We start from the raw sequence: 22,497 nt of genomic DNA, 5'->3' as shown, positions 1-22,497 counted from the left end.
CTCCCGGAGCCGGCCGCGCCTCAGGTACCCGCGCAAACCCTCAGCCGCGCGGGACGACGGTTGGAGACCCCATGCAGGAAGAATCAAGAGGTGTCACGCGCTGGCGCAGATCCGCGCTGATCGCGCTGCCGGCCACGGCCGCGATCGCCGCGATGACGGTGGCGATGGCCCAGGGCGTGCTCGCCGCGAACCTCTCGCTCACCAGCGTTCCGTTCACCCTGTCCTCGGCCACCGTCGCGGCCCCCAAGGGCCTCGGCGCGGTCCTGACCACCGTGACCGCGGGCAGCTCCACCGCCGCGGCCGAGGTCGGCCTGCCCAAGGCGGGTCTGGACGGGATCTGCATCCACGCGGTCCAGTCGGTCAACCTGCCGGTCGTCGGCACGGTCGGCACCTGGTCGCTGAACATCTCCTCGCCGGCCGCGGCCACTCCCCTCACCTCCGCCCAGCTCGCCTCCGGACAGGGCATCCAGGCGAACAACCTGATCCTGGACGCCCAGTCGGTGAAGGGCGCCACCGCGACCCTCAACGCGACCGCCACCACGCCGAACCAGATCGGTGCGGCGGCCGACAGCGCCAACATCAAGGGCACCGGCATCAGCGACGGCACGGCCGGCCAGTTCGGCCTGGACGCCACCGGCGGCCAGACCGACATCAGCGGCCTGAAGGCCAACGCCAACGGCGCCACCATCGGCGGCGCCATCACCTTGCCCAACCTGGCGATCAACCTGGCCAACGGGGACACCGCCGGCAAGGGCGCGGGCGGCGGCGACTGCTGACGGACGGCCCCGTCCGCGGCACCGCAGCACCCGGGGTGGGGCGCCGTCCCCGGACGGCGCCCCACCCACCCCCGCCCCTCCCGACGCCCCCAGCGAGGACCCCGATGGCACCCACCCCGCCCACCCCCGACACCTCGACCGGTCCCGGAACCCCGCCCCCGACCGGCCCCATCGCCCCGGCGGGTTCCGGCACCCCCGCGACCCCCGCCACCCCGACGGCCCCCGGCACGCCCGGCACGTTCACCCGCGGGCGCCTCGCCCTGCGCCGCTGGCGCCGCACCCGCCCGTTCTGGGCCTCGGTGTGGACCGGGCTCGGCGGCTTCGTGATCCTCTACCTGCCGCTGGCACCGGTCGGCCGGATCCTGCACGTCGGCGTCGGCGGGATCACCGGCATGGCGGGCGGCGCGATCCTGCTGGCGCTGGCCGCGCTGATGCTGCTGCTGCCGGGCCAGCGGCACACCGCGGGCGTGGTGGCGGTGATCGTCGGCGTCGCGTCGTTCCCGCTGACCAACCTGGGCGGGTTCTTCGTCGGCATGTTCCTCTCCGTGCTGGGCGGTTCGATGGCGGTCGGCTGGCTGCCGGAGAAGCCGTCCCCCCGGCCCGGGCACCTCCGGCTCGGCCGCCGCCCCGCCGCGACGCCCGCCGCGGCCGCACCCGAGACCGCGGAGGCGTGAGATGACGTTCCGTCTGCCGGACCTGCGCCGGTACCCGCTGCGCCTTCGCCGATCGGCGGCCGACTGGAACCGGGCGATGCGCGCGGAGGCCGCCGACGGCACCGCGCGCGGCACCCGCTGGGCCCGTTCCGCGGCCGTGCTGCTGCCGGCCACACTGACCGTGGGCGCGCTCGGCGCGGCGCTCGCGAACGGCGCGCTGGCCGCGGGCTTCAACGTCACCAACACGCCGTTCACCCTCACCTCCAACGGAGTGTCCGGCACCGGCTTCGGCGCGATCCTCAACACCCCGACCATCGAGGCGGCCAACGGCTCGACCTCGACCGGGACGGCGATGGCCCGGGTCGGGTTCGCCAGTGCCGGGCTGGCCGGGCTGTGCGGCATCGTCCACCAGTCGATCGCGGGCGTGCCGTACTCGCTGCTGCTGACCGCCGGTCAACCGGTGACCGCGGCGCCGCCGGCCACGGTGACCACCGACATCAACGCCTCCAACCTGTACATCGAGGCGCCGGCGCTGTCCGCCGCGGGCAACACCACGCTGCAGAACGCGGTGCTCGGCATGTCTGCGGACCAGGTGATGGTCGCCGGGCAGCCGCTGGCCGGGGCGCAGGCCGGCGGGTTCGGCCTGGGCTCGGCCGGGTCGGGGCCGACCGGGTCGACGGTCAACCTGGCGGGGCTGAACGCCAACGCCTACACCGCGGAGATCGCCGGTTCGCTCACCCTGCCCGCCCTGAACATCCGGGTGGTCGCCGGATCGGCCGGCACGTGCTGACCCGGACGCGCTCCGCCGTCGGGGCCGGGTGGCGCTGGTTCACCGCCTTCCGCCGGACCCGGCCGTTCTGGGGCGGGCTGTGGCTGGTGCTCGGCGGCTGGACGGTGCTGAAGTTCTCGCTCGGCGCGATCCAGCTGGTCACCGCGGTCGGCTTCAACGCGGTGGCCGGGTACCTGGTCGGCGGCGGGATGATGCTGTGCGGGCTGATCCCGATCGCCGCGCCGCGCCAGCGGGTCACCTTCGGGCTGATCGGCACCGTGCTGGCGGTGGTGTCGCTGGTGGTGTCCAACCTGGGCGGCTTCCTGCTCGGGATGCTGCTGGGGGTGCTCGGCGGGGCGATGACGGCGGGCTGGGGTCCGCGCCGGGCCCGCGCCCGGGCGGTCGCCGGGGGCGTGGAGTGAGCCGGGCGCGGCGGGCGGCCGCCGTCACCGGCGCCTTCGCGGCCCTGGTCGCGACGGCCCTCGCCCCCGACCAACCGGCAGGTGCCGCCGCGCCGCCCAGGGCCCCGGCCGCCGCCGCGGTCCAGGCCGCCCGTGCCGCCCCGGCCGCCCTGCCGGGCGAGCCGCAGCCGCTCGGGATGCCGTTCCTGCCCACCCCCACGCCGATGCGCGTGACCATCGACAGCATGCTCGCGGTCGGCCTCACGGTGAAGAACGACGTCACGATCCGGCTGTCCGACGGCACCACCCGGGTGACCACCCAGTACACCTTCACCCAGCTGCGGATCCGCAGGAACATGCAGGTCAGGCACACCGCGCCGGACGGCACCGCGATCGCCATCTCGGTGCCCGACACGGGCTCGCTCGGCGGCATCGACAGGGCGGGCCAGCCGGAGACCACCATCATGTGGGGCGACATCAGGCAGATCTGCGTGCCGGTGCTGCTGATCCCGATCTGCGGCATCCAGGGCCTGCTGAACTTCTTCGGTTCCTTCATCCAACTCACCGCCGGCGCCACCAACTTCGACGCCGACGTGTACGGCATCCAGACCATCGACGACCACTCCGACCTGAGCAACACCAACAACCCGGTGCACCTGCCCGGCACGATCACGGTGACCGGCCCGTGAACGGCGGGGCGGGGCGCACCCACTGGCGGCGCAGCGCGCTGGTCGCGCTGCCGGCGCTGGTGGCGGCGGGTTCGCTCGGCGGCGCGCTGGCGGACGGGGCGCTCGCGGGCGGGCTGCGGATCCAGTCCGGGACGGTCCGGTTGACCACCAGCAGCCTGTACGGCACGCGGTACGCGGCGGCCGTCGTCGACCAGACCGCGGTCCGGGCGGACGGCACCACCACGACCGTCCACCCGCTGCGGATGGGCTTCGCCCAGGGCGTGATCAACGGGCTGTGCCTGGCCCAGCAGCAGCAGATCATGGGGGCCACCTACACGCTGCTGATCACGCTCGGCGACAGCGACACCGGCACCTGGGAGATCGTCACTGAGAACACCGTGCTGGACCTGCACAGCGCCACCGGCGAGCTCGACATGGACGGCCTGGTGGACCTCAACATCAACGGCCCGGACACGGTGATCGCCCCGGACGGCACCACGCCGGTGCCCAATCCGCTGGGCAGCCCGGAGCACCGCTTCGGCATCCAGGCCGGCTACGCCAAGTTCGACCGGGTCACCGCGACCGTCCACGACCTGCAGCTGCCCGGTCTGCTGCGCACCCCGGGCCTGCGCATCACGGTGCGGCCGGGGGCGGTGGACTGCCCGGCCCCGGCGGCCCCGACCGGCACCCCGGGCAGCCGTTGACCGGCCGCGCGCCGTCGCTCACCGGAGCGGTGCGAGCGGGCCGATCCGGAAGCCGGTCTCCAGCCGGGCCTCGACCTGGACGGGGACTGCGGGGCCGGTGCGGCGGACGGCCAGCGTCCGCCCGTCGGCCTGCCAGCCGGGGCCCCGGACGTCGATCCGGGTGACCCGGCGGCTCCCGGCGGCGAGCAGGTAGTCCTCGCCGACGGCGGAGCGCCACCAGGTCCACCCCACGGTGTCCTGCTCGAAGCGGCTGCAGGCCCGGCCCGGGGCGCCTCCGGTGCGCCGGGCCCGGCCCTCGGCGGGCAGCAGCACCGCGGTGGCGGCCGAGCCGTCACCCGCCCAGCGGTCGGCGCGCAGGCACATCCAGGTGGCCCGGCCGGCGTCGGCGGGCAGCTGCTGGACGGCGAACGCCCACAGGTTCAGCGCCCGGACGCCGGGCGAGGCGTCGGGCACCGCGCAGCCGGCCGCCGCCCAGGCCCGCAGCGCCTCCGCCCCGACCGCCTCGCGCGGCGCCCGGGCCGGTGCCTGCTCCGGCGGCGGGGTGTACGTCAGGTGGGCGGGGAGCAGCCCGCCGACGTCCGCGAGCGCGAAGGCGTGCTGCTCGGCGATCTGCGGCGAGGAGCGCAGGTGCAGGAGGGTGCCGCCCGGGCAGCCCGGGGCGCCCCCGGCCGGGAGCGGGGCGGTCACGCCGTCGGGTGCGGCGAGGCCGTGGGCCGGCTCGTCCGGGCGGTCCAGCGGGCGCGACTGCGCCTCGGCGATCCACGGGGCCAGCAGGTAGCGGACCGTGCCGCCGGTGCGGCGCAGGGTCACCGCCGCGGCGGTGGTGACGTCCGAGCTGTCGGCGCGGGCGAGCCGCAGGCCCTCGCCGTCGGTCCAGCGGGCGATCCGGGTGGCGTCGTACAGCAGCACGACGGCCGCGCCGTCCACGTCGCCGGCGTACAGCACCCGCGCGTCGCCGCCGGGCGGCCCGGCGGGGGTGCCGGGCTCGGCGGCGGACGCGGCCGGGCCGGCGGCGCGCCAGGCGTCCAGGGCACGGCCGAGCAGGGCCCGGTCGGTGCGGCGGTCACCGCGCGCGGGCCACGCGGAGAAGTCGATCCGGGCGGTGTGCCGCCAGGCGTCCGGCGGCACGGTGTCGAGCGCGGCGAGGCCGCCGGGCGGGCCGGTCACCGGGCCGGCCGGGCGGCCGTCGGCGGATCCTCCGTCCGCCCGGGCCGGTCCGTCCGCTCCCGCCAGCCGGGGCGCCAGCGCGGCGGTCGCGGCCAGCAGGACGGCGGCCAGCGCGGCGCCGAGGACCCGGCGGCCGGTCGGCGGGTCGGTCCGGCGCACCTGCACCCGGCAGGCGTCGAACGCGGCCGGGAGCCCGGGGCCGCCCCAGCCGCCGGGCGGCGGTCCGGGCACCGCCGCCGCCGTGGCGGCCGCGGCCTCCGCCCGGGTCACCCCGGCGGCGCGCAGCACCTCGACGGTCTCGCCGGTCGGGCACCCCCACAGCGCGCGCAGCGCCCAGGCGGCCCGGCCCGGGCCGTCCAGGGTGCGCAGGGCCTGGTCGAACGCGGTCTCCTGGCCGTCGGCGGCGGGCGGGAAGAGCCGCAGCCCGAGGGCCCGGGGCAGCAGCGGGCGGCGGCCGGCCAGCGCGGTCCGCAGGACGCGGCCGCGCAGTTCGGTCCCGTCCGCCGGGCGGCGCCGGCCCAGCGGCAGCGCGCGGCGCGACGGGAGCGAGCGGCGGACCGCCGCGTGGGCCGTCAGCACCCGGGAGTGCCGCCCGCGCTCGGCCGGGAGGGTCAGGTAGGCCAGGGCCACCAGGCGCCGGTAGTCGTGCACCAGGGCCGCCTCGGTCGGCCGGAACGGTTCTTCGGGGAGGTGTGGCTCCATCTGGGCCTTCCGCACTGCAGGTGATGAGCTCCGCCGATGATCCAACGAGTCGATCATGCGATGGTTGCGCAGCACCCCCGGCCGCCCGGTTCACCCGGTCGGCCCACCCGGTCACCCCGGTCCGGTCACCCCGGTCCGGTCAGCCGCCGACCGCCTCCCGCGGCGCCGCGGGCCACAGCGCGGTCAGGGCGTAGACGGCGACCACGTCCAGCGCGATGACGATCACCGCCCAGAGCGGGTACGCGGGCGTGAAGGCCAGCTGCGCGAAGGCGTTGAGGCCGAGCGCGCCGACACCGGTCCAGCGGGCCCACTCCGCGCGCTCGCTCAGCACGCCCCAGGCGGCGGCCAGTTGGACGAAGGCCAGGGCCAGCAGCACCCAGCCCCAGGCCCGCAGGCCGCCGATCACGAAGTGGGCGTCGGCGACGAAGACGTGCGACCGGGCGATCGCCGCGGTGCCGTCCAGGGCGTTGAGCGCGCCGAGCAGGGCGAGCAGCACACCGGCGAAGGTGACCTGTCCTGAGCGGGCCATGGTGTCCTCCGGGACGGACGGCGGTCAGTGTCCGGGTCGGGCGGGCAGTGCCCGGGTCGGGCGGTCAGTGTCCGACGGCCACCTTGGCCGCCACGATGAGCAGGCCGAGCACCAGGTTGACCGCGCCCTCGGCGGTGGTCTGCCCCCAGGTCGCACCGGCCCGGCGAGCCCCCAGGGTCGCCCAGCCCACCTGCTGTGCGATGGCGACGCCGAGCGCCAGCCAGGCGGTCTCCCCCATCCCGAGCCAGGGGCTGACCAGCACCGCCAGGGCCGGCAGCACCGCCGCCTCGACCAGCGACCACTCGCGGACACCGACCCGGTGCACCTGGGCGAAGGTGATCGGGCGGCCGATCTCGCGCGAGCCGGCGACGTTCGCGTAGACGTGCGCGGCCCAGAAGACCAGGCCGGTGATCAGCAGCAGCACGATCAGCGACACCCGCGGGTGCGGCCCGGTGACGCTGGAGGCCGCGATCACCGAGGCGGCCAGCATGGATCCGTACACCGCGCCGGAGTAGTCGGTCCGCTTTCCGGACCGGTCCCGGGACGGTTCGGGCGGGGCGGGGGTACGGCTGTGGGACGTGGTCACGGCTTCTCCTCCCGGTCACCGCGCCGGGGCCGACCGGTCGGCCCCTCCTGGCGATCCTCGCTCCTTCCGGCCGGTTCGGCCTCACCTGTTCCGGGTGAGGCGGCGTGCGGCACCCGGACGGGCGACACCCGCGGGGCCGGGCTACGGTCGGAAACGATCACGTCCCCGGGCGGAACCAGGCGGTAGCCGATGTCTCTGATGCCCAACGGCGACCCGATGCTGACCACCCGCCTGCGGCCGCCTCGCCCGCCGGAGGCCTTCCTGCGCCGCGAGCGCCTGGTCCACCGGCTCGACGAGGCGGTGCGGCGGCCGGTCACCCTGGTCACCGGGCCGGCCGGCGCGGGCAAGACCCTGCTGGTGGCCGACTGGCTGGCGGCCGGACGCGCGCCCGGCGCGGTGGGGTGGCTGACCGTCGAGCCGAGCGACAACCGGCCCGGCAACTTCTGGGCGTACGTCCGCGAGGCCCTGCGGGCCGGCGTCCCCGGGCTGCCGGAGGACCTGGCCGTCCCGGCCGAGGCCGACCACGTCGAACCGTCCCTGCTGATCAGGCTGGCCGCCTGGATCAACGGGCGGCCCGAGCCGCTGGTCCTGGTCCTGGACGAGTTCGAGAACATCGACGACCCCCGGCTGACCGAGCAGCTCCACGACCTGGTCCGGCACACCGCCGGGCACCTGCGGCTGGTGCTGGTCGGGCGCAGCGACCCGCTGCTTCCCCTGCACCGCTACCGGGCGGCCGGCGAACTCGCCGAGGTGCGCGCCGCCGACCTGGCGCTCACCCCCGACGAGACCTCCGCCGTGCTCGGCCGCCACGGCCTGCGGCTCGGCGACGCCACCGCCGCGGCGGTGCACCGCGCCGTCTCCGGCTGGACGGCCGGGGTGCGGCTGCTCGCGCTCGCCGCGCAGGCGGCCGACGACCCCGACACCTACCTCAAGCGGGTCGACGCCGAGCACACCGTGCTGTCGGACTTCCTGCTGGCCGAGGTGCTGCGCACCCGGCCCGCGCCCACCCAGGACCTGCTGCTGTGCTGCAGCATCCTCGCCCGGGTCCACCCCGACCTCGCCGACGCGCTCACCGGCCGCCGCGACGGCCTGCGGATCCTCGGCCGGCTGGACCAGGAGAACGCCTTCACCGAGGCCCTGGGCGACGGCTGGTACCGGCTGCATCCCGTGTTCGCCGCCATCCTCCGGCTGCACCTGCACGCCGCCGACCCGGAGCGGGCCGAGCGGCTGCACGTCCGGGCCGCCCACTGGCTCGCCGGGCACGGGCAGTACCGGGCCGCGCTGGACCACGCCGCCGAGGGCGGTGACTGGGCCCTGGCCGCCCGGATCCTGGTCGACCAGCTGGCGCTCGGCGAGCTGTTCGCCGGACGGGACGCCACCCGTCTGGGCGAACTGTTCTCCCGGATGCCGCCGACCGTCCGCACCCCGGCCGCGGAACTCGTCCGGGCGGCCGTCCACCTGGCCCGCGACGACGCCGCGGCGGCGCTGCAAATCCTGGACCGGGCCGAACCGGAGCTGCCGCCCGAGCGGACGACCCACCAGCTGGCGGCCGCGTTCGTCCGCACCGGGGCCGCCCGCGCGGTGGGATCGGCCGCGCTCGCCGACCGGTCCGCCCGCCGGGCCCACGAACTCTGCCGCGCCGCACCGGCCGAGCTGCTGGAGCAGCACCCCGAGCTGCTCACCCAGGTCGACGCCGACCTGGGCTCCGCCCTGCTGTGGCACGGCCGCCTCGACGAGGCCGGCCGCGCCCTCGGCGCCGCCGCGCAGGTGCCGCCCTCGCCCGCCACCGCCCGGCTGCGCCACGACGCGCTGTGCCGGCTGGCCCTCATCGACTGCCTGCGCGGCCGGCCGGGCCGGGCCGAGCGGCGCGTCCACGAGGCCGACGAGGCGGCCGACCGCTCCAGCCTCCCGCCCGAGGGCCGGACCGGCGTCCGCAACCTGGTGCTGGCCGCCACCGCGCTCGAACACGACGAACCCGCTGCCGCCCGCGCGGCACTGGACCGGCTGGCCGCCCACCCCGACCCGCGGCACGACCCGGTGGTCGCCCTCGGCGCCGCCGTGATCCGCGCCGAGCTGCACCTGGCCCGGGGCCGCCCCGACGCGGCGCTGCGGCTCCTGGAGGAGTCGGCCCGGGAGCCCGGACTCGCGGACCGTCCGACCGGGTGGAGCCGCGAACGCCTCGCCGTCGCCGGCTGCGCCGCGCTCCTGGCGGCCGGCCGGCCCGACGCGGCGGTCCGGGCGCTGGACGGCGTGCCGGCCCGGGCCCCGGAGTCCGTCCTCACCGCGACGCGGGCCCGCCTGGCCGCCGGACACGACCGGGAGGACGCCCTGCGGCAGCTGCGCGCCCTGCGCGACGCCCCCGCCGTCGGCACCGCGACCCGAACCCGGGCGCTGCTGCTGCTCGCCCGCGCCGACCCCGCGGCGGACGGCCCGGAGGGCCTCCGGCTGCTCGCCCAGGCGTTGGCCACCGCCGAACCGGAGCTGCTGCGCCGGCCGTTCCGCGAGTCGGCCGGCTGGGTGCGCCGCCAACTGCGCCGGCGGCCCGAACTCGCCCGCGCCCACCCGTGGCTGCCGGACGACCTGCGGCCCCCGGCTGCGGCCCTGGCCCCGGCCCCGACCGGGGCCCCGACCTCGGCCCCGGCCGACCTCGGGGGAGCGCCCGAGGACGAGGCGCCGCCGGCCGAGCCGCTGACCGGGCGCGAGCGGGAGGTGCTGGCCTGCGCCGCCCGGATGCTCTCCACCCAGGAGATCGCCGAGGAGCTGTTCCTCTCGCCGAACACCGTCAAGACGCACCTGAAGAGCATCAACCGGAAGCTGCTGACCGGCAGCCGCCGCGAGGCGGTGCGCCGCGCGGCACGGCTGCGCCTGCTCGACGGCGGCTGAGCCGCTCACTCCGGCAGCCTGCGCAGCTCGGTCACCGTCAGCCCGAGCACCTGGAAGCGCCTCAGCAGCCCGTACAGGTGCGCCTCGTCGACCACGTCGCCGAACAGCATCGTCTGGCCGGGAACGGTCACGCTCTCCAACTCGGGGAAGCCCTCCCTGCGGGTCTCCTCCCGGAGGACGCCGGACACGCGGATCTCGTAGCGCATGGGGCCGGCTCCCTTCGCCTCGGCGGACCTCCAGCCTCCGGCCCCGCCGGGGCCCCGGCATCACCCGCGACAGGTGATCCGGCGCCCGCCCGCCGGCCCGTAGCCTGGCGGGGAGCACGGTCCTCCTCCGGAAGGGAGCCCGTCCATGGCCGCACCCCCGCCCCCGGCGGCGCCGCGCCGGAACCTGCTGCCCTTCGCGGGCGTCGCGCTGGTCCTGCTGGCCCTGTTCAACGGCCTGGACGCGATGGCGGCGCTGACCGACTCGAAGGTCCTCACCGGCACCGACCGCTACGTCTTCGGCGACCTGCACAGCCTGGGCTGGACGGTGCTCGCCCTGGCGATCGCCCAGGGACTGGCCGGCATCCGGCTGCTCACCGGCGACCTGCCCAGCCGCTGGTTCCCGACGGCGGTGCTGTGCGCCGACCTCTTCGTCCAGTTCGTCTTCCTGCCGAGCTACCCCGTCTGGTCGCTCCTGATCATCGCGATCGACGTGGTCGCGCTCTGGGCCGTCCTCACCGCACCCGACCCGCGCTGACCGGCACCGCCGGGCCTCAGCGCACCCGGCCCCGGGACTTCAGCGGGCCCGGCGGCAGCTCGGGCGCGCGCAGCCGGGCACCGTCGTAGCCGCGGACCTCGCCGAACGTCATGCCCGCGTTCCACTCCTCGCGGGCCTGGGCGATCTCCTCGTGGCTGCGGCCGATGAAGTTCCACCACATCACCAGCCGCTCCTCGAACGGCTCCCCGCCGAGCAGCAGCACCGAACCGTCGGTGTGCGCCAGCAGCGGCACCTCCCGCCGCCCGCACCCGAGGTAGAGCATCGAGCCCGGCTCGACCCGCACCCCGTCCACCTCCACGCTGCCGGCCATCGCCAGCACCGCGTACTCGAAACCGGGCTCCAGCGGCAGCCGGTGCGAGGCGCCCTCGCGCAGCGTCAGGTCGGCGCCGACCAGCGGGGTGAAGGTGGTTCCCGGCGAGACGGCGCCGTCCAGGGTGCCGAGGATCAGCCGGGCGGTGAGGCCGTCCGCGGTGACCTCCGGCAGGTCCGGGTGGTGCTCGAAGGCGGGCGCGGTGTGCCGGTGCGCGTCCGGCAGGGCCACCCAGAGCTGGGCGCCGTGCAGCAGGGGCGCGTGGTCGCGCGGGGACTCCTCGGAGTGCGCGATCGCCCGGCCGGACGTCATCAGGCCCAGCTCGCGCGGGCGCACCGTCTGCAGACTGCCCAGGCTGTCGCGGTGCAGAACCGAGCCCTCGTGCAGCCAGCTGACCGTCTGCAGGCCCATGTGCGGGTGCGGCGGGACCTGCATGCCCGGCTCGTCGGCGATGTCGTCCGGGCCGTAGTGGTCGACGAAGCACCACGCGCCGACCATCCGCCGCCCGAGGTTCGGCAACAGCCTGCGGACCTGCGTCGACCCGCCGAGCGGGACCGTCCGGCCGGTCAGCAGCTCCCTGACCGGACCGTCCGGCGCCTCCCGGCCGCACACGTCCTCCGCGGGCTTGGTGTCCAGGTTGCTCATGCCCGCCACCGTACGCGCCCCCACCGCCGTCACCGGCCGAGAACCGCCGGGCGGCCACGGACCTCGCGGCGGCCGGGCTCCGCCCGGCGGGTCAGACGGTGCCGAGGAAGCCGATCGCCTCGGGCAGGACGCGGCGCCAGAAGCCGTCGGTGTGGGCGCCGCGCGGGAAGCGGGCCTCGGCGGCGCGGCCGGTGAGCGTGCGGGCCGCCGGGCAGAACGGGTCCTCGGTGCCGCACCACACCCCGAGGCGGCGTACGGGCGTGGCGTCCGGGTGCAGCAGCGGCTCGTGTTCGCGCCAGTCCGCCTCGTCCCGGAAGCCGTCCACCGTGCGCGCGTCGCCCCAGCTGCGGAAGAGCGCCGGGCTGAGCAGCGCGACCGCGTCCAGCCCGCCGCGCGCCCGCGCGTACCGCAACGCGCCCGAGCCGCCCATCGAGATGCCGAGCGCCCGGGTCGGCGCGGGCAGGCCGCGCTGCCGCAGCCAGCCGGGGAGCTCACCGGTCAGCATCGCCATCGGGTCGTCGCCCGGGGTGCGCGCGTGCCAGTAGGTGGCGTCGCCGCCGTCGACCGCGACGATCCGCATCGGCGCGCCGACCGCGGCGAGGAACTGCGGCAGGCCCAGGTCGAGCAGCGCCCGCGCGCTCCCGCCGCGCCCGTGCAGGGCCAGACAGACCGGTAGGTCGGGGCGGACCGGACCGGCCGGGTCGATCGTCACCAGCCCGACCTCCCGGCCGCGCGCCGCGGAGCGGACCCGCTCGGTGCGCACCGCACCCGCGTCGACCGCAGGCACCGCCCCGTCCGGGCCGGTCATCCCGAGCAGCCGCCGCAGCCGGGGCCCGCCGGGCAGCACGTCCTCGACCACCGCCCCGCCGACCGCGACGGCGCCGATCCCGGCGACCGCCAGCGCACCCAGCAGCCGCCGCCGACCGACCCGCACCGGCTCCACCGCCCCGCGCTCCACCGCCCCGCGCTCCGGCTGCACGACGGCATCCGCCTCCGGGTCGGCGGTTCGAGGTGCCCGGCTCACGTCTCGGTGATCATTGCGTGTCACGGACCGTCAGACGCCGTCGCCGTCCGGCCGGTTGCGGTCTCAGTGCGCGCAGGCCCAGGGCGCCGCCGCGGTCGCCGCGTCGGCCTGCGCGCGCAGCGCCCGTACCGCCTCGGCCGGGTCGGCCGCGCCGTACACCGCCGAGCCGGCCACGAAGACGTCCGCGCCGGCCTCGGCGCAGCGCTCGATGGTCGCGGGCGCGACGCCGCCGTCGACCTGCAGCCACAGTTCCAGGCCGTGCTTGGAGATCAGTTCCCGGGTGCGGCGGATCTTGGGCAGCATGATGTCCAGGAAGGCCTGTCCGCCGAAGCCCGGCTCCACGGTCATGATCAGCACCATGTCGAGCTCGGGGAGCAGGTCCTCGTACGGCTCGATCGGGGTGGCCGGCCGGAGCGCCATCGACGCCCGCGCGCCCTTGGCACGGATCTCCCGGGCCAGGCGGACCGGGGCGGCCGCCGCCTCGACGTGGAAGGTCACCGAGCCGGCGCCGGCCTCCACGTACTGCGGCGCCCAGCGGTCCGGCTGCTCGATCATCAGGTGGCAGTCGAGCGGGATGTCGGTGGCCCGCGCCAGCGACTCGACGATCGGCACGCCCAGCGTCAGGTTGGGGACGAAGTGGTTGTCCATGACGTCCACGTGGAGCCAGTCCGCGCCGTGGACCCGCTCCGCCTCCTGCGCGAGGCGGGCGAAGTCGGCGGACAGGATGCTGGGATTGATCTGCGCCATGTGCGGGTACCTTCACGAATCGGTGCGGCGGCTGGAGCGGCTGCCCCGGTCCATCATCCCCGGAAGGACGCCGATGGCCGAACCGGCCCACCCCGCCCGCTCGCTGTGGTGGCTGTTCGAACCCGTGCACGCCGTCACCTACTTCGCCCCCGAGGGCCGGGCCGCGTACGAGGAGGCGGGCCTGCGCGGATACTGGCGCGGCTACTTCGGCGGCCGGGCCGCCCCGCTCGGGCCGGTGGACGCCGCGCCGGTGGTCGCCGCCTTCTTCAACTTCGCCCCGCGGATGGTCGAGCGCGCCCTGCCCGAGATCTGGACCCGCGCCACCCCGGAACGAGCGCTCGCCGCCCGGGTCGAGGGCGCCACCGCCGCCCTGGCGCGCCTGCTCGAACCCGTCGGGCCCGGCCCGGTCGACCGCGCCGTCGGCCTGCTGGAGCGTGCCGTCGCCGGGCTCGACTGCTCGGGCCGGGTGCTGGCCGCGGCCAACGCCGCCCTCCCCCGCCCCGAGCCGCCGCTGGCCCGGCTCTGGCAGGCCACCACGGTCCTGCGCGAGCACCGCGGCGACGGCCACGTGGCGGCCCTGGTCGCCGAGGGGCTGGACGGGTGCGAGGCGCTGGTCCTGCGCTGCGCGCTCGACACCCGTCGCGAGACCCTGCAGCCGCACCGCGGCTGGACCGACGAGGAGTGGGACGCCGCCGCCGGCCGCCTCGCCGAGCGCGGCTGGCTGGGGGCGGACGGATCCGCGAGCCCGGCGGGCCGGGCCCGCCACGGCGCGCTGGAGGCCGCCACCGACCTCGCCGCCGCCCGGGTCTGGTCCGGCTTCCACCGCGCCGAACTCGACGAGCTGGCCGCCGCGCTCGGCCCGATCGCGACCGCCTGCCGCGCGGCCCTCCCCGCGCAGAACCCGATCGGCCTGCCCGGCTGAGCCCCCGGCCCCGCCGAAGCCCCGGCCCGGCAGGCCCGGCCCGACAGTCCCCGTCCGACCGCCGGACCGCCCGACCCGCCTGGCCCGTCCGGCCATTCGACCCGTCCGCCCCGTCCGGCGTCGGCCACACGGCCCGGCCACCGACCCCCGACCACCCGGCGTCGGCCACACGGCCCGACCGCCCGGCTACCCGACTACACGACCACCGGGCTACCCGACCACCCGGCTACCCGACCGCCCGGCGTCCGCCACTCGGCCCACCCGCTCAGCCGGTTCAGCCCGCGCAGCGTCGGCCCGCTCAGCCCGCAGCAGCGGTCGCGGTCCAGCTGTGCGCCACGTCGACCACCAGCCGCCCGTCCAACGGGAACACCCGGAACGGCAGCCGCGCCCGGACGCCGATCCCGAGCTGCGTCCGGCCCTCGAAACTGCCGCCGAACTTGGCGTCGCGCAGCGTCCGGTACCCCGTCAGGTCGACCCCCGGAAGCGGCTGCCCGGCCAGCGCCGGGTACGTCACCGCGCCGGTCGCCGGGTCGTACGCGGGCGCCTCGGCCACGATCTCCAGGATCGCGCCGCCGGCGACCGGCACGATGGCCCCCGACCCGTCCTGCACCAGCGCCGGCACGTACCGCACGTGGTAGCCGACGGGCCGCGCCGCCGAGCTGCCGGGCACGTCCAGCACGATCCGGTCGTAGCAGTCGTGCCTCCCGGTGCGCACCCCGGTGAGCGGCTGCAGCGGGTCGCCCGTCCGGTCCTCGGGCAGGCTGCCCCACCCGACCGGGCAGCTGACCGTCGCGGCGGCCGCGGCCGGGGCGGGCGCGGAGAACGCCGCCGGAGCCGCCACCGCACCCGCGCCCGTCACGGCGAGCGCCATCGAAACCACCAGTAGCCGTCTCATCGTCTGCCTCCCTCGGCAGCGCCGGATCCTTCACCGGGGAGGACGATCCGCGCGGGCCCCGCGGTTTCAGTCCGGCGGGCCCAGCACGATCCCGCGGCCGGCGTAGAACCGTTCGAGGTCCGCCCACGGGACGGCCGCGAACTGCTGCGACCCGTCCGGGAAGCCCGACGGGTTGTGGATCAGCAGTTCGTCCTCCCCCGCGCCGACCGCGAGCACCAGGTGCCCGCCCTGCCGGGGCGGGGCCGGGTCCAGGGTGCGGATGCTCGGGTGGACCGAGAGCATCACCAACCGCCCGCCGGTCACCTCCGCCCGCACCTCGGCGGCGGTCAGCGGCGCCCGGGCCTCGGCCTGCAGCCCCCACCGCTCGCGCACGTAGGTGGCGAACGGCGCGTGGATCAGCCCGTCCAGACGCCCGTCGGGGTGGCGGACGTACGCGCCGGCGGCCACGGACTCCTCGGCGAGCCGGACGGCGGCCGGCGCCACGCCCCACCAGTAGTCGAGGGCCATCCGCAGGCAGGCCATCCCGCACAGCCGCCAGGACCAGTATTCGTACTCCTCCTCGCTGGGCGCGCCCGAGCGCTCCCACAGCGGGTCGTCGGCGGCCCGGACCGTCCCGTCGAGGATGTCGGGGACGAGCTCGGGCGACTCCCACTGGGAGTAGTAGGGCACCTGATGCGTCATCGGCTTCACCCGGTCATCCTGACGCACTGGCGCCCGGCTGCGGGGTACCGGACGGCTGCGGCTGCTTCGGGTTGATCGCCTCGAAGTACACCAGGTCGCTGCCGGCGTCGAAGGTGACGTGCATCCGGGCGCCCAGGGAGGCATCGAAGTCCTCACTGCGCACCCAGGTCGCCTCCCCCGGCGCGACCGGGGCCAGGTGCTTCGCGGTGAAGCCGTCCAGGTTCAACTTCGGGACCGGTTCGAAGGCGTACCGGCCCTTCAGCTCGGCGAACAGCCCGGGGCGGGTCCGCAGGAACCCGACCACCACGTGGTCGGGGCTGGGGATCGACCGGGAGCCGTCGAGGTCGGAGTCGATCAGCCACTGCGCCTCGCGCAGCGGGGCGAGCGAAGGGAGGAGCCTGTCGAGCTCCGCGGTCGCGGTGCGCGGCTTCGGCCCCTTCGCCCCGGACGGCGGGGCGTCCTCACCCCAGGACGGCACTGTCGCCACCGCGACCGCCGTCGCCGCCCCGCCCAGGAACAGCAGCAGATTCCGCCTCTTCATCCGGTCCCCCCGCGTCGTTCTCAGCCGGTCGATCTGATGATCATTTCTACCAGGCGTAGTCCTCGGGCGCCGTCTTCCGCCCCGGGAAGATCTCGTCGAGCCGCTCCAGCGTCTTCGCGTCCAGTTCGACGTCCAGCGCCCGCACCGCCGCGTCCAGCTGGTCCATCGTCCGCGGGCCGACGATCGGTGCGGTGACGGCCGGCCGGGTCAGCAGCCAGGCGAGGGCCACGTCGCCCGGCTCCCGGCCGAGTTCGGCGGCCAGGTCCTCGTACGCGGCGAGCTGGTCGCGGTGCTTCTCCAGCCGGTCCGCGGCGTAGCCGTTGACCCGCCGGACGCCCTCGCGCTCCTTGCGGATGACGCCGCCGAGCAGCCCGCCCGCCAGCGGCGACCACGGGATCAGGCCGAGCCCGTAGTGCTGCGCGGCCGGGACGACCTCGGCCTCGATGTCGCGGACCAGCAGGTTGTAGAACGACTGCTCGCTGGTCAGGCCGAGGAAGTTCCGGGCGCGGGCGGTCTCCTGGGCCTGCGCGAGGTGCCAGCCGGCGAAGTTGCTGGAGCCGACGTAGAGGATCTTGCCCTGGGCGACCAGCACCTCCATCGCCTGCCAGATCTCGTCCCACGGGGTGTCCCGGTCGACGTGGTGCATCTGGTAGAGGTCGATGTGGTCGGTCTGCAGCCGGCGCAGGCTCGCGTCGACGGCCCGTCGGATGTGCAGCGCGGAGAGCTTGCCCTCGTTGGGCCACTCCCCCATCTCGCCGTAGACCTTGGTGGCGATCACGGTCTTCTCCCGCCGCCCGCCGCCGCGGTTGAACCAGTCGCCGATGATGGTCTCGGTGAGGCCCTTGTTCTCGCCCCAGCCGTAGACGTCGGCGGTGTCGAAGAAGTTGATGCCGTGGTCGAGCGCGGCATCCATGATCCGGTGGGCGTCGTGCGGCTCGGTGTGCGGGCCGAAGTTCATGGTGCCGAGGCAGAGACGGGACACGGTCAGGCCGGTGCGGCCGAGGTGGGTGTACTCCATGTCCCCAACCCTCCGCCGCACCAGCCGAATTGTCCAGCACAAAAAGGATCAGCGGCCCGCCGACGCGAACCGGCGGACGGCGAGCGGGACGAACACCGCGAGCAGCAGGGCGCACCAGCCGAGGGTGGCGGCGACCGGGTGCTGCATCGGCCAGGCGCCGCCGAGTTCGACGGGGTTGCCGAAGAGCGTGCGGCAGGCGGCGGCCACGGCGCTGATCGGGTTCCAGTCGGCGACGGCGGCGAGCCAGCCGGGCATCCCGCCGGTGGGGACGAAGACGTTCGCGACCATGGCGAACGGGAAGACCAGGACCGCGAGTTGCCCGGCCGTCTCCTCCTTGCCGACGGCGAGCCCCAGCGTGGTGCCGACCCAGGTGACGGTGAACCGGAAGAGCAGCAGCAGCGCGAAGGCGCCGAGCGCCGGCCCGAGGCCGTCGCGCACCCGCCAGCCGGCCGCCAGCCCGACGGCGGCGGTGGGCACCAGCACCACGGCGGCGACCAGCAGGTCCGCGAGCGCCTGGCCGAGCAGCAGGCCGAACCGGGAGACGGACATCGAGCGCAGCCGGTCGGTGACGCCGCGCCCGGCGTCGCGGGCGGCCCCGACCATGGTGGGCATCAGGCCGTTGACGGCGACCAGGGCGAACAGACCGGGCATCAGGTACTCCCGGTAGTTGCCGCCGCCGGGCACCCGGACGGCGCTGCCGAAGACGTACCCGAAGACGCCGACCATGGCGACGGGCACGGCCAGCGAGGCGGCCATCAGCCCGGGCGAGCGCCGGTAGGTGAGCAGGATGCGCCGGGCGGCGGCGGCGGTGTCCACGGGGACGGTGGCGAGCACGGTCATGCGGCACGCTCCACGGCAGCGGTCGAGGCGGTCGGCGCGGTCGGTGCGGTCGGTGCGGTCGGTGCGGTCAGCGCGAGGAAGACGTCGTCCAGGGTGGGCGGGCGCAGCGCCACGTCGTGGACGGCGACGCCCGCGCCGTCCAGGTCGCGGACCAGCTGCGGCAGGGCGAGGCCCCGGCCGGGGGCGGAGACCGCGGACACCCGGCCCTCGACGGGGTCGGGTTCGGGGTGGCCGCCGGTCAGGGCGGCGAGCACGGCGGCGGCCCGTCCGAGGTCGGCGTCCTCGGCGAGGACGAGTTCCACCCGGGTGCCGATCCTGGCCTTGAGCGCGGCGGGGGCGCCGTCGGCGATGGCGGCGCCGCGGTCGACGACGACCACCTGGTCGGCGAGCCGGTCGGCCTCGTCGAGGTACTGGGTGGTGAGCAGCACCGTGGTGCCGCCGTCGGCGAGCTCCCGCACGGCGTTCCAGATCTCGCGGCGGCTGCGCGGGTCGAGTCCGGTGGTGGGCTCGTCGAGGAAGAGCACCGGCGGTCGGGTGATCAGGCTGGCGACCAGGTCGAGGCGGCGGCGCTGGCCGCCGGAGAGGGTCCGCACCGGGCGGTCGGCGGAGGCGTCCAGGCCGAAGGCGGCGAGCAGCTCGGCGGTGCGGGTCCGGGCGCGGGCGGCGCCGAGGTGGTGCAGGCGGGCCAGCAGGTCGAGGTTGTCCCGGCCGGTGAGGCCTTCGTCGAGGGCGGCGTGCTGCCCGGCGAGGCCGATCCGTCGCCGCACCTCGGCAGGTTCGCGCAGCACGTCGTGGCCGGCGACCCGGGCGGTGCCGCGGTCGGGTCGGACCAGGGTGGCGAGCACGCGCACCGCGGTGGTCTTGCCGGCGCCGTTGGGGCCGAGCAGGCCGCAGACGGTGCCGGCGGGGACGGTCAGGTGGAGCCCGCGCAGGGCCTCGGTGGCGCCGAAGCGCTTGTGCAGGTCGTGGACGGAGATCGCCGGGTCGCTCATGGCAGGCCCTTCTCTGGGTACAGCGTACGTAGAAGCACTCTGCGCGCCACCTTACTAGGTACGCCGTACGGAGAAAAGGGGAGCTCTAGGATGAGCGGCGAGGTGATCCACGCATGCCGTCCACACCGCCGGACGTTCCCGAGCTGATCTGGCTGCGCCCCGAACACTCCGGGCGGGGCCCCCGGCCGGCCCACAGCCGCGCCTCGATCGCGGCCGCCGCGGTGGCCATCGCCGACGCCGAGGGGCTGGACGCGGTCTCGATGCGGCGGGTCGCCGCCGCGCTCGGCGCGGGCACCATGTCGCTCTACAACTACGTGCCCAAGAAGGAGCACCTCTTCGACCTGATGGTCGACCAGCTGGCCGGCGAGTACGAGCTGCCGGACCGCCCCGGCACCGACTGGCGGGCCGAACTCACGATGCTGGCAAAGCAGTTGCGCGCCATCCTGGCCCGCCACCGGTGGGCCGCGACGGTCGTCGCCGAACGCCCCGGGCTCGGGCCCAACGGCCTGCGCTACACCGAGTACTTCCTCGGCGCGCTCGCCGGCACCACGCTCGGCGGCGCCGCGAAGATGGAGGCGCTGTCACAACTGAACGGCTACGTCTGCCAGTTCAGCGAGTGGCAGCACAAGTCGGCCGACTCCGGCGCCAAGTGGCTGGCCGACCTGGTGCGCTACCTCACCCAGGTGACCGCCACCGGCGCCTACCCCCACCTCACCGCGGCACTGGCCGAGCAGGCCGCGCCCGCCGACCTCGACCAGGTCTTCGACCGCTCCCTCCAGCGCCTGCTGACCGCCCTGGTCGGCCCCGCCACCCAGTGACGCGCCGAGGTACCGGGCGCCGGGGGCGGGCGGGCAGTCGGGTCAACGGCCGACCAGCCGTGGACCCGGGGCCCCGCCCGCGGGTTCCACGTCGGCGTGGTCGGCGTCGATGCCGACCGGGCCCCGGGGAAGCATCCGGTCCAGCCACCCCGGCAGCCACCAGTTGGCCCGGCCGAGGAGTGTCATGGTCGCCGGCACCAGCACCATGCGCACGACCGTGGCGTCGATGAAGATCGCGGCGGCCAGGCCGAGCCCGAACATCTTGGCGGAGGGGTCCTCGGCGACGGCGAAGGACAGGAAGACCGCCACCATGATGAGGGCGGCCGAGGTGATGATCCGGGCGGTGCCCGAGACGCCCTCGACAATCGCCGTGCCGTTGTCGCCGGTGCGCAGGTACTCCTCGCGCACCCGGGAGAGGAGGAACACCTCGTAGTCCATCGACAGGCCGAACAGGATGGCGAAGAGGAACATCGGGATGAACGACACGATCGGAACCGTCGCTTCCAGCCCGATGAGCGCGCCTGCCCAGCCCCACTGGAAGACCGCGACCATGATGCCGTAGGCCGCGCCGATGCTCAGCAGGTTCAGCAGTACCGCCTTGAGCGGTACGAGGACCGAGCGGAAGACCAGCATCAGCAGCAGGAACGACAGCGCCAGCACGGCGGCGACGAACAGCGGCAGCCGTTGGCTGGTGCGCCGGCCCACGTCGGACAGGCTCGCGGCGGCGCCGCCGACGTGGACCCTGGCCGTGCCGTGCCCGATCGCCGCGGGCAGCACCTCGGCGCGCAGCCGGGCGACGGTGTCGGCCGTGGCCTTCTCCTGCGGGCCGGTGGTCGGGAACACCACGAGGGTCGCGATGCCGCCGGCCCGATCGATGTGCGTCGGTGCGACGGATGCGATGCCCGGATCCGCCGCGACCGCCGCGACGAGACGGTCCAGCACTCCCGGATCACCGGCGGGGTCCGCGGCGATGACGAGGGGACCGTTGGCGCCCGGGCCGAACCCCTCGGCGACGAGGTCGTACGCGCGGCGCTCGGTACGGCTCCGGGGCAGCGACCCGTCGTCGGGCAGGCCGACCCGCAGGCCGAGCACGGGCAGCGCCGCCGTCAGCAGCAGCCCCGCCGCACCGGCCGCGTACGGCACCGGGTGCCGGCTGACGTGCCCGATCCAGCGCCGCCACCCGGCGGCGGGGACGGCGCCCGCCTCCGTGTCCCGCCGCCGGCCGGACCGGCCCGGCCGCCCCGCCCGAAGCGTCCGGGCGATCCGGCCGGCCCGGCCCAGACGCGGGCCGGCCACGGCGAGGAAGGCCGGCAGCAGCGTCACCGACGCCAGCACCATGGTCAGGACGACGATCGAGACGGCAAGGCCGCCCACCGTCATGAACGGCACGTTCGCGACCGCCATGCCGAGGATCGACACGACGACGGTGCCGCCGGCGAAGACCACGGGCCGCCCCGCCGTGGCCACCGCGCGTCCGGCCGCCTCCTGCGGATCGAGCCCGCGCGCGAGGTGCTCCCGGTGCCTGGCGAGCACGAACAGCGCGTAGTCGATGCCCACCCCGAGCCCGACCATGCTGCTCAGGACCGGTGCGAAGGTGGGGACGTCCGTCACCCCCGCCAGTACCGTCATCGTGGCGACCCCGACGGTCAGCCCGAAGACCGCCATGCCGATCGGCAGCGCGGCGGCGACGAGCGAACCGAACGCCAGGAACAGGATCGCGGCCGCGGCGAGAAGGCCGATCAGCTCGCTCACGCCGCCGTCGGGGTCGGAGAACGCGTAGAAGAGGTTCCCGCCCATCTCGATGCGCAGGGGCAGTTCGGCGCGCAGCCGGCCACCGAGTTCGACGAGGGCGTCGAGGTCCTCGGCCGACAGCCGGCTCTGGTCGGGGTACTGCACCCGGACGACCGCGATCCGCCCGTCGGCCGAGACGAGGCCGCCGCGCACGGCGCTGTCCCCGCCCGCGTCGAGCGCCCCCGCCGGGTCACTCGCGCCGAGCACGTGGGGCAGCCCCCGCACCTCGGTCCGCAGCCGCGCGAGAGCGGTACGCGCGGCGGCGTCGCCGAAGAACGTCGCACCGCCGTCGAGGGGGGTGACGACCACGTGGGCGGTCATCCCCTCCTGGCCGGTGCCGGCCCGCTCGATCAGTTCCGCGGCCCGCTGGGAGTCCAGTCCCGGGGCGGTCATCGAGTCCGCGGCCCGCCCGCCGAAGGCGACGGCGGCGAGGACGGTGAGCGTGGCGGCGACCAGCCATGCCGCGATCACCCGCCAGGGATGACGGACGGCGCCTGTGCCCAGGCGCAGCAGGGCTTTCGAGAGCATCGGGTCCTCCAACCACCTCGTCGGCCGTCCTTGTGCGGCCGCCGGTTCCGAGGCTCGTCGCCGCGGCGCTCCGCGGCATCGGCCCGCGGGCCGCGGATCCGTCGGCCCCGAGCCGGAGTGACGACCCGTCCTTTCGGCCGATGCG

At 76.1% G+C, this 22,497-nt stretch carries 24 protein-coding genes; 10 read left to right on the top strand and 14 right to left on the bottom strand.

Annotated elements, in window-relative coordinates:
- Positions 1-71 precede the first annotated feature (71 nt).
- The 6 genes from ABEB06_RS31725 to ABEB06_RS31700 all read left to right on the top strand — a co-directional run bounded on the left by ABEB06_RS31725 (position 72) and on the right by ABEB06_RS31700 (position 3,971).
- Complete coding sequence (locus ABEB06_RS31725; RefSeq protein WP_345700351.1) at positions 72-776, top strand: DUF6230 family protein; 705 nt, start codon at positions 72-74, stop codon at positions 774-776.
- 104 nt (positions 777-880) lie between these two features.
- Complete coding sequence (locus ABEB06_RS31720) at positions 881-1,450, top strand: DUF6114 domain-containing protein (RefSeq protein ID WP_345700350.1); 570 nt, start codon at positions 881-883, stop codon at positions 1,448-1,450.
- Position 1,451: 1 nt separating this feature from the next.
- Positions 1,452-2,219: a DUF6230 family protein gene (locus tag ABEB06_RS31715; protein WP_345700349.1), complete on the top strand. Its 768-nt coding sequence runs from the start codon at positions 1,452-1,454 to the stop codon at positions 2,217-2,219.
- Positions 2,213-2,620 (top strand): DUF6114 domain-containing protein, encoded by a 408-nt coding sequence (locus ABEB06_RS31710; RefSeq protein ID WP_345700348.1) that lies wholly within the window; start codon positions 2,213-2,215, stop codon positions 2,618-2,620. The genes ABEB06_RS31715 and ABEB06_RS31710 overlap by 7 nt, the downstream gene beginning before the upstream one ends.
- On the top strand, positions 2,617-3,288 hold the full coding sequence (locus ABEB06_RS31705) for a hypothetical protein (RefSeq protein ID WP_345700347.1): 672 nt from the start codon (positions 2,617-2,619) through the stop codon (positions 3,286-3,288). Before ABEB06_RS31710 ends, ABEB06_RS31705 begins: the two co-directional genes overlap by 4 nt.
- Positions 3,285-3,971, top strand: coding sequence for a DUF6230 family protein (locus tag ABEB06_RS31700; RefSeq protein WP_345700346.1), 687 nt, complete (start codon positions 3,285-3,287; stop codon positions 3,969-3,971). The genes ABEB06_RS31705 and ABEB06_RS31700 overlap by 4 nt, the downstream gene beginning before the upstream one ends.
- An 18-nt stretch (positions 3,972-3,989) precedes the next feature.
- On the opposite strand, the gene ABEB06_RS31695 is transcribed toward ABEB06_RS31700, so the two are convergent.
- The 3 genes from ABEB06_RS31695 to ABEB06_RS31685 form a co-directional block, all read right to left on the bottom strand.
- Entirely contained in the window at positions 3,990-5,840 is a 1,851-nt protein-coding gene (locus tag ABEB06_RS31695; protein WP_345700345.1) for a hypothetical protein, read from the bottom strand.
- Positions 5,841-5,979: 139 nt separating this feature from the next.
- Positions 5,980-6,369 (bottom strand): DUF7144 family membrane protein, encoded by a 390-nt coding sequence (locus tag ABEB06_RS31690; protein ID WP_345700344.1) that lies wholly within the window; start codon positions 6,367-6,369, stop codon positions 5,980-5,982.
- A gap of 64 nt (positions 6,370-6,433) precedes the next feature.
- Positions 6,434-6,955: a hypothetical protein gene (locus ABEB06_RS31685; RefSeq protein WP_345700343.1), complete on the bottom strand. Its 522-nt coding sequence runs from the start codon at positions 6,953-6,955 to the stop codon at positions 6,434-6,436.
- A gap of 189 nt (positions 6,956-7,144) precedes the next feature.
- On the opposite strand from ABEB06_RS31685, the gene ABEB06_RS31680 reads away from it, so the two are divergent.
- Positions 7,145-9,838 carry a winged helix-turn-helix domain-containing protein gene (locus ABEB06_RS31680; RefSeq protein WP_345700342.1) on the top strand — a complete coding sequence of 898 codons (2,694 nt, stop codon included), beginning with the start codon at positions 7,145-7,147 and terminating at the stop codon, positions 9,836-9,838.
- 5 nt (positions 9,839-9,843) lie between these two features.
- Here the strand turns inward: ABEB06_RS31680 and ABEB06_RS31675 are convergent, their stop codons facing one another.
- Entirely contained in the window at positions 9,844-10,044 is a 201-nt protein-coding gene (locus ABEB06_RS31675; RefSeq protein ID WP_345700341.1) for a hypothetical protein, read from the bottom strand.
- A 145-nt stretch (positions 10,045-10,189) separates the two neighbouring features.
- On the opposite strand from ABEB06_RS31675, the gene ABEB06_RS31670 reads away from it, so the two are divergent.
- Entirely contained in the window at positions 10,190-10,579 is a 390-nt protein-coding gene (locus tag ABEB06_RS31670; RefSeq protein ID WP_345700340.1) for a DUF7144 family membrane protein, read from the top strand.
- Between the two features lie 16 nt (positions 10,580-10,595).
- Here ABEB06_RS31670 and ABEB06_RS31665 read toward each other — a convergent pair whose 3' ends face one another.
- The 3 genes from ABEB06_RS31665 to rpe form a co-directional block, all read right to left on the bottom strand.
- Positions 10,596-11,555 (bottom strand): pirin family protein, encoded by a 960-nt coding sequence (locus ABEB06_RS31665; RefSeq protein ID WP_345700339.1) that lies wholly within the window; start codon positions 11,553-11,555, stop codon positions 10,596-10,598.
- 91 nt (positions 11,556-11,646) lie between these two features.
- Positions 11,647-12,579 carry an alpha/beta hydrolase gene (locus ABEB06_RS31660; RefSeq protein ID WP_345700338.1) on the bottom strand — a complete coding sequence of 311 codons (933 nt, stop codon included), beginning with the start codon at positions 12,577-12,579 and terminating at the stop codon, positions 11,647-11,649.
- Between the two features lie 63 nt (positions 12,580-12,642).
- Positions 12,643-13,326 carry a ribulose-phosphate 3-epimerase gene (gene rpe / locus ABEB06_RS31655; RefSeq protein ID WP_345700337.1) on the bottom strand — a complete coding sequence of 228 codons (684 nt, stop codon included), beginning with the start codon at positions 13,324-13,326 and terminating at the stop codon, positions 12,643-12,645.
- 73 nt (positions 13,327-13,399) lie between these two features.
- Here rpe and ABEB06_RS31650 point away from each other — a divergent pair, with 73 nt between their 5' ends.
- Complete coding sequence (locus ABEB06_RS31650) at positions 13,400-14,248, top strand: SCO6745 family protein (RefSeq protein WP_345700336.1); 849 nt, start codon at positions 13,400-13,402, stop codon at positions 14,246-14,248.
- 298 nt (positions 14,249-14,546) lie between these two features.
- Here ABEB06_RS31650 and ABEB06_RS31645 read toward each other — a convergent pair whose 3' ends face one another.
- The 6 genes from ABEB06_RS31645 to ABEB06_RS31620 all read right to left on the bottom strand — a co-directional run bounded on the left by ABEB06_RS31645 (position 14,547) and on the right by ABEB06_RS31620 (position 19,215).
- Positions 14,547-15,143, bottom strand: coding sequence for an AMIN-like domain-containing (lipo)protein (locus ABEB06_RS31645; RefSeq protein WP_345700335.1), 597 nt, complete (start codon positions 15,141-15,143; stop codon positions 14,547-14,549).
- Positions 15,144-15,209: 66 nt separating this feature from the next.
- Positions 15,210-15,824 carry a C39 family peptidase gene (locus tag ABEB06_RS31640; RefSeq protein WP_345700334.1) on the bottom strand — a complete coding sequence of 205 codons (615 nt, stop codon included), beginning with the start codon at positions 15,822-15,824 and terminating at the stop codon, positions 15,210-15,212.
- Positions 15,825-15,837: 13 nt separating this feature from the next.
- Positions 15,838-16,365, bottom strand: a complete 528-nt coding sequence (locus ABEB06_RS31635) for a hypothetical protein (protein ID WP_345700333.1) — start codon at positions 16,363-16,365, stop codon at positions 15,838-15,840.
- 46 nt (positions 16,366-16,411) lie between these two features.
- Positions 16,412-17,383 carry an aldo/keto reductase gene (locus tag ABEB06_RS31630; protein WP_345700332.1) on the bottom strand — a complete coding sequence of 324 codons (972 nt, stop codon included), beginning with the start codon at positions 17,381-17,383 and terminating at the stop codon, positions 16,412-16,414.
- 48 nt (positions 17,384-17,431) lie between these two features.
- Positions 17,432-18,223, bottom strand: coding sequence for an ABC transporter permease (locus ABEB06_RS31625; RefSeq protein WP_345700331.1), 792 nt, complete (start codon positions 18,221-18,223; stop codon positions 17,432-17,434).
- Positions 18,220-19,215, bottom strand: a complete 996-nt coding sequence (locus ABEB06_RS31620; protein ID WP_345700330.1) for an ATP-binding cassette domain-containing protein — start codon at positions 19,213-19,215, stop codon at positions 18,220-18,222. Before ABEB06_RS31620 ends, ABEB06_RS31625 begins: the two co-directional genes overlap by 4 nt.
- Before the next feature lie 113 nt (positions 19,216-19,328).
- On the opposite strand from ABEB06_RS31620, the gene ABEB06_RS31615 reads away from it, so the two are divergent.
- Complete coding sequence (locus ABEB06_RS31615; protein WP_345700329.1) at positions 19,329-20,033, top strand: TetR/AcrR family transcriptional regulator; 705 nt, start codon at positions 19,329-19,331, stop codon at positions 20,031-20,033.
- A 42-nt stretch (positions 20,034-20,075) separates the two neighbouring features.
- Here the strand turns inward: ABEB06_RS31615 and ABEB06_RS31610 are convergent, their stop codons facing one another.
- Positions 20,076-22,352: an MMPL family transporter gene (locus tag ABEB06_RS31610; protein ID WP_345700328.1), complete on the bottom strand. Its 2,277-nt coding sequence runs from the start codon at positions 22,350-22,352 to the stop codon at positions 20,076-20,078.
- Positions 22,353-22,497: the final 145 nt, after the last annotated feature.

This window comes from Kitasatospora terrestris (assembly GCF_039542905.1).
Taxonomy (GTDB): domain Bacteria; phylum Actinomycetota; class Actinomycetes; order Streptomycetales; family Streptomycetaceae; genus Kitasatospora; species Kitasatospora terrestris.
This window is presented reverse-complemented; position numbering and strand designations above follow the sequence as displayed.

What these genes read in the sequence shown, in the direction of transcription:
- ABEB06_RS31665 (WP_345700339.1), bottom strand. Translation starts at nt 11,555, where the DNA reads ATGAGCAACCTGGACACCAAGCCCGCGGAGGACGTGTGCGGCCGGGAG.
- ABEB06_RS31650 (WP_345700336.1), top strand. Translation starts at nt 13,400, where the DNA reads ATGGCCGAACCGGCCCACCCCGCCCGCTCGCTGTGGTGGCTGTTCGAA.
- ABEB06_RS31690 (WP_345700344.1), bottom strand. Translation starts at nt 6,369, where the DNA reads ATGGCCCGCTCAGGACAGGTCACCTTCGCCGGTGTGCTGCTCGCCCTG.
- ABEB06_RS31620 (WP_345700330.1), bottom strand. Translation starts at nt 19,215, where the DNA reads ATGAGCGACCCGGCGATCTCCGTCCACGACCTGCACAAGCGCTTCGGC.
- ABEB06_RS31615 (WP_345700329.1), top strand. Translation starts at nt 19,329, where the DNA reads ATGCCGTCCACACCGCCGGACGTTCCCGAGCTGATCTGGCTGCGCCCC.
- rpe (WP_345700337.1), bottom strand. Translation starts at nt 13,326, where the DNA reads ATGGCGCAGATCAATCCCAGCATCCTGTCCGCCGACTTCGCCCGCCTC.
- ABEB06_RS31640 (WP_345700334.1), bottom strand. Translation starts at nt 15,824, where the DNA reads ATGACGCATCAGGTGCCCTACTACTCCCAGTGGGAGTCGCCCGAGCTC.
- ABEB06_RS31715 (WP_345700349.1), top strand. Translation starts at nt 1,452, where the DNA reads ATGACGTTCCGTCTGCCGGACCTGCGCCGGTACCCGCTGCGCCTTCGC.
- ABEB06_RS31695 (WP_345700345.1), bottom strand. Translation starts at nt 5,840, where the DNA reads ATGGAGCCACACCTCCCCGAAGAACCGTTCCGGCCGACCGAGGCGGCC.
- ABEB06_RS31630 (WP_345700332.1), bottom strand. Translation starts at nt 17,383, where the DNA reads ATGGAGTACACCCACCTCGGCCGCACCGGCCTGACCGTGTCCCGTCTC.
- ABEB06_RS31635 (WP_345700333.1), bottom strand. Translation starts at nt 16,365, where the DNA reads ATGAAGAGGCGGAATCTGCTGCTGTTCCTGGGCGGGGCGGCGACGGCG.
- ABEB06_RS31725 (WP_345700351.1), top strand. Translation starts at nt 72, where the DNA reads ATGCAGGAAGAATCAAGAGGTGTCACGCGCTGGCGCAGATCCGCGCTG.
- ABEB06_RS31680 (WP_345700342.1), top strand. Translation starts at nt 7,145, where the DNA reads ATGTCTCTGATGCCCAACGGCGACCCGATGCTGACCACCCGCCTGCGG.
- ABEB06_RS31675 (WP_345700341.1), bottom strand. Translation starts at nt 10,044, where the DNA reads ATGCGCTACGAGATCCGCGTGTCCGGCGTCCTCCGGGAGGAGACCCGC.
- ABEB06_RS31720 (WP_345700350.1), top strand. Translation starts at nt 881, where the DNA reads ATGGCACCCACCCCGCCCACCCCCGACACCTCGACCGGTCCCGGAACC.
- ABEB06_RS31670 (WP_345700340.1), top strand. Translation starts at nt 10,190, where the DNA reads ATGGCCGCACCCCCGCCCCCGGCGGCGCCGCGCCGGAACCTGCTGCCC.
- ABEB06_RS31645 (WP_345700335.1), bottom strand. Translation starts at nt 15,143, where the DNA reads ATGAGACGGCTACTGGTGGTTTCGATGGCGCTCGCCGTGACGGGCGCG.
- ABEB06_RS31625 (WP_345700331.1), bottom strand. Translation starts at nt 18,223, where the DNA reads ATGACCGTGCTCGCCACCGTCCCCGTGGACACCGCCGCCGCCGCCCGG.
- ABEB06_RS31610 (WP_345700328.1), bottom strand. Translation starts at nt 22,352, where the DNA reads ATGCTCTCGAAAGCCCTGCTGCGCCTGGGCACAGGCGCCGTCCGTCAT.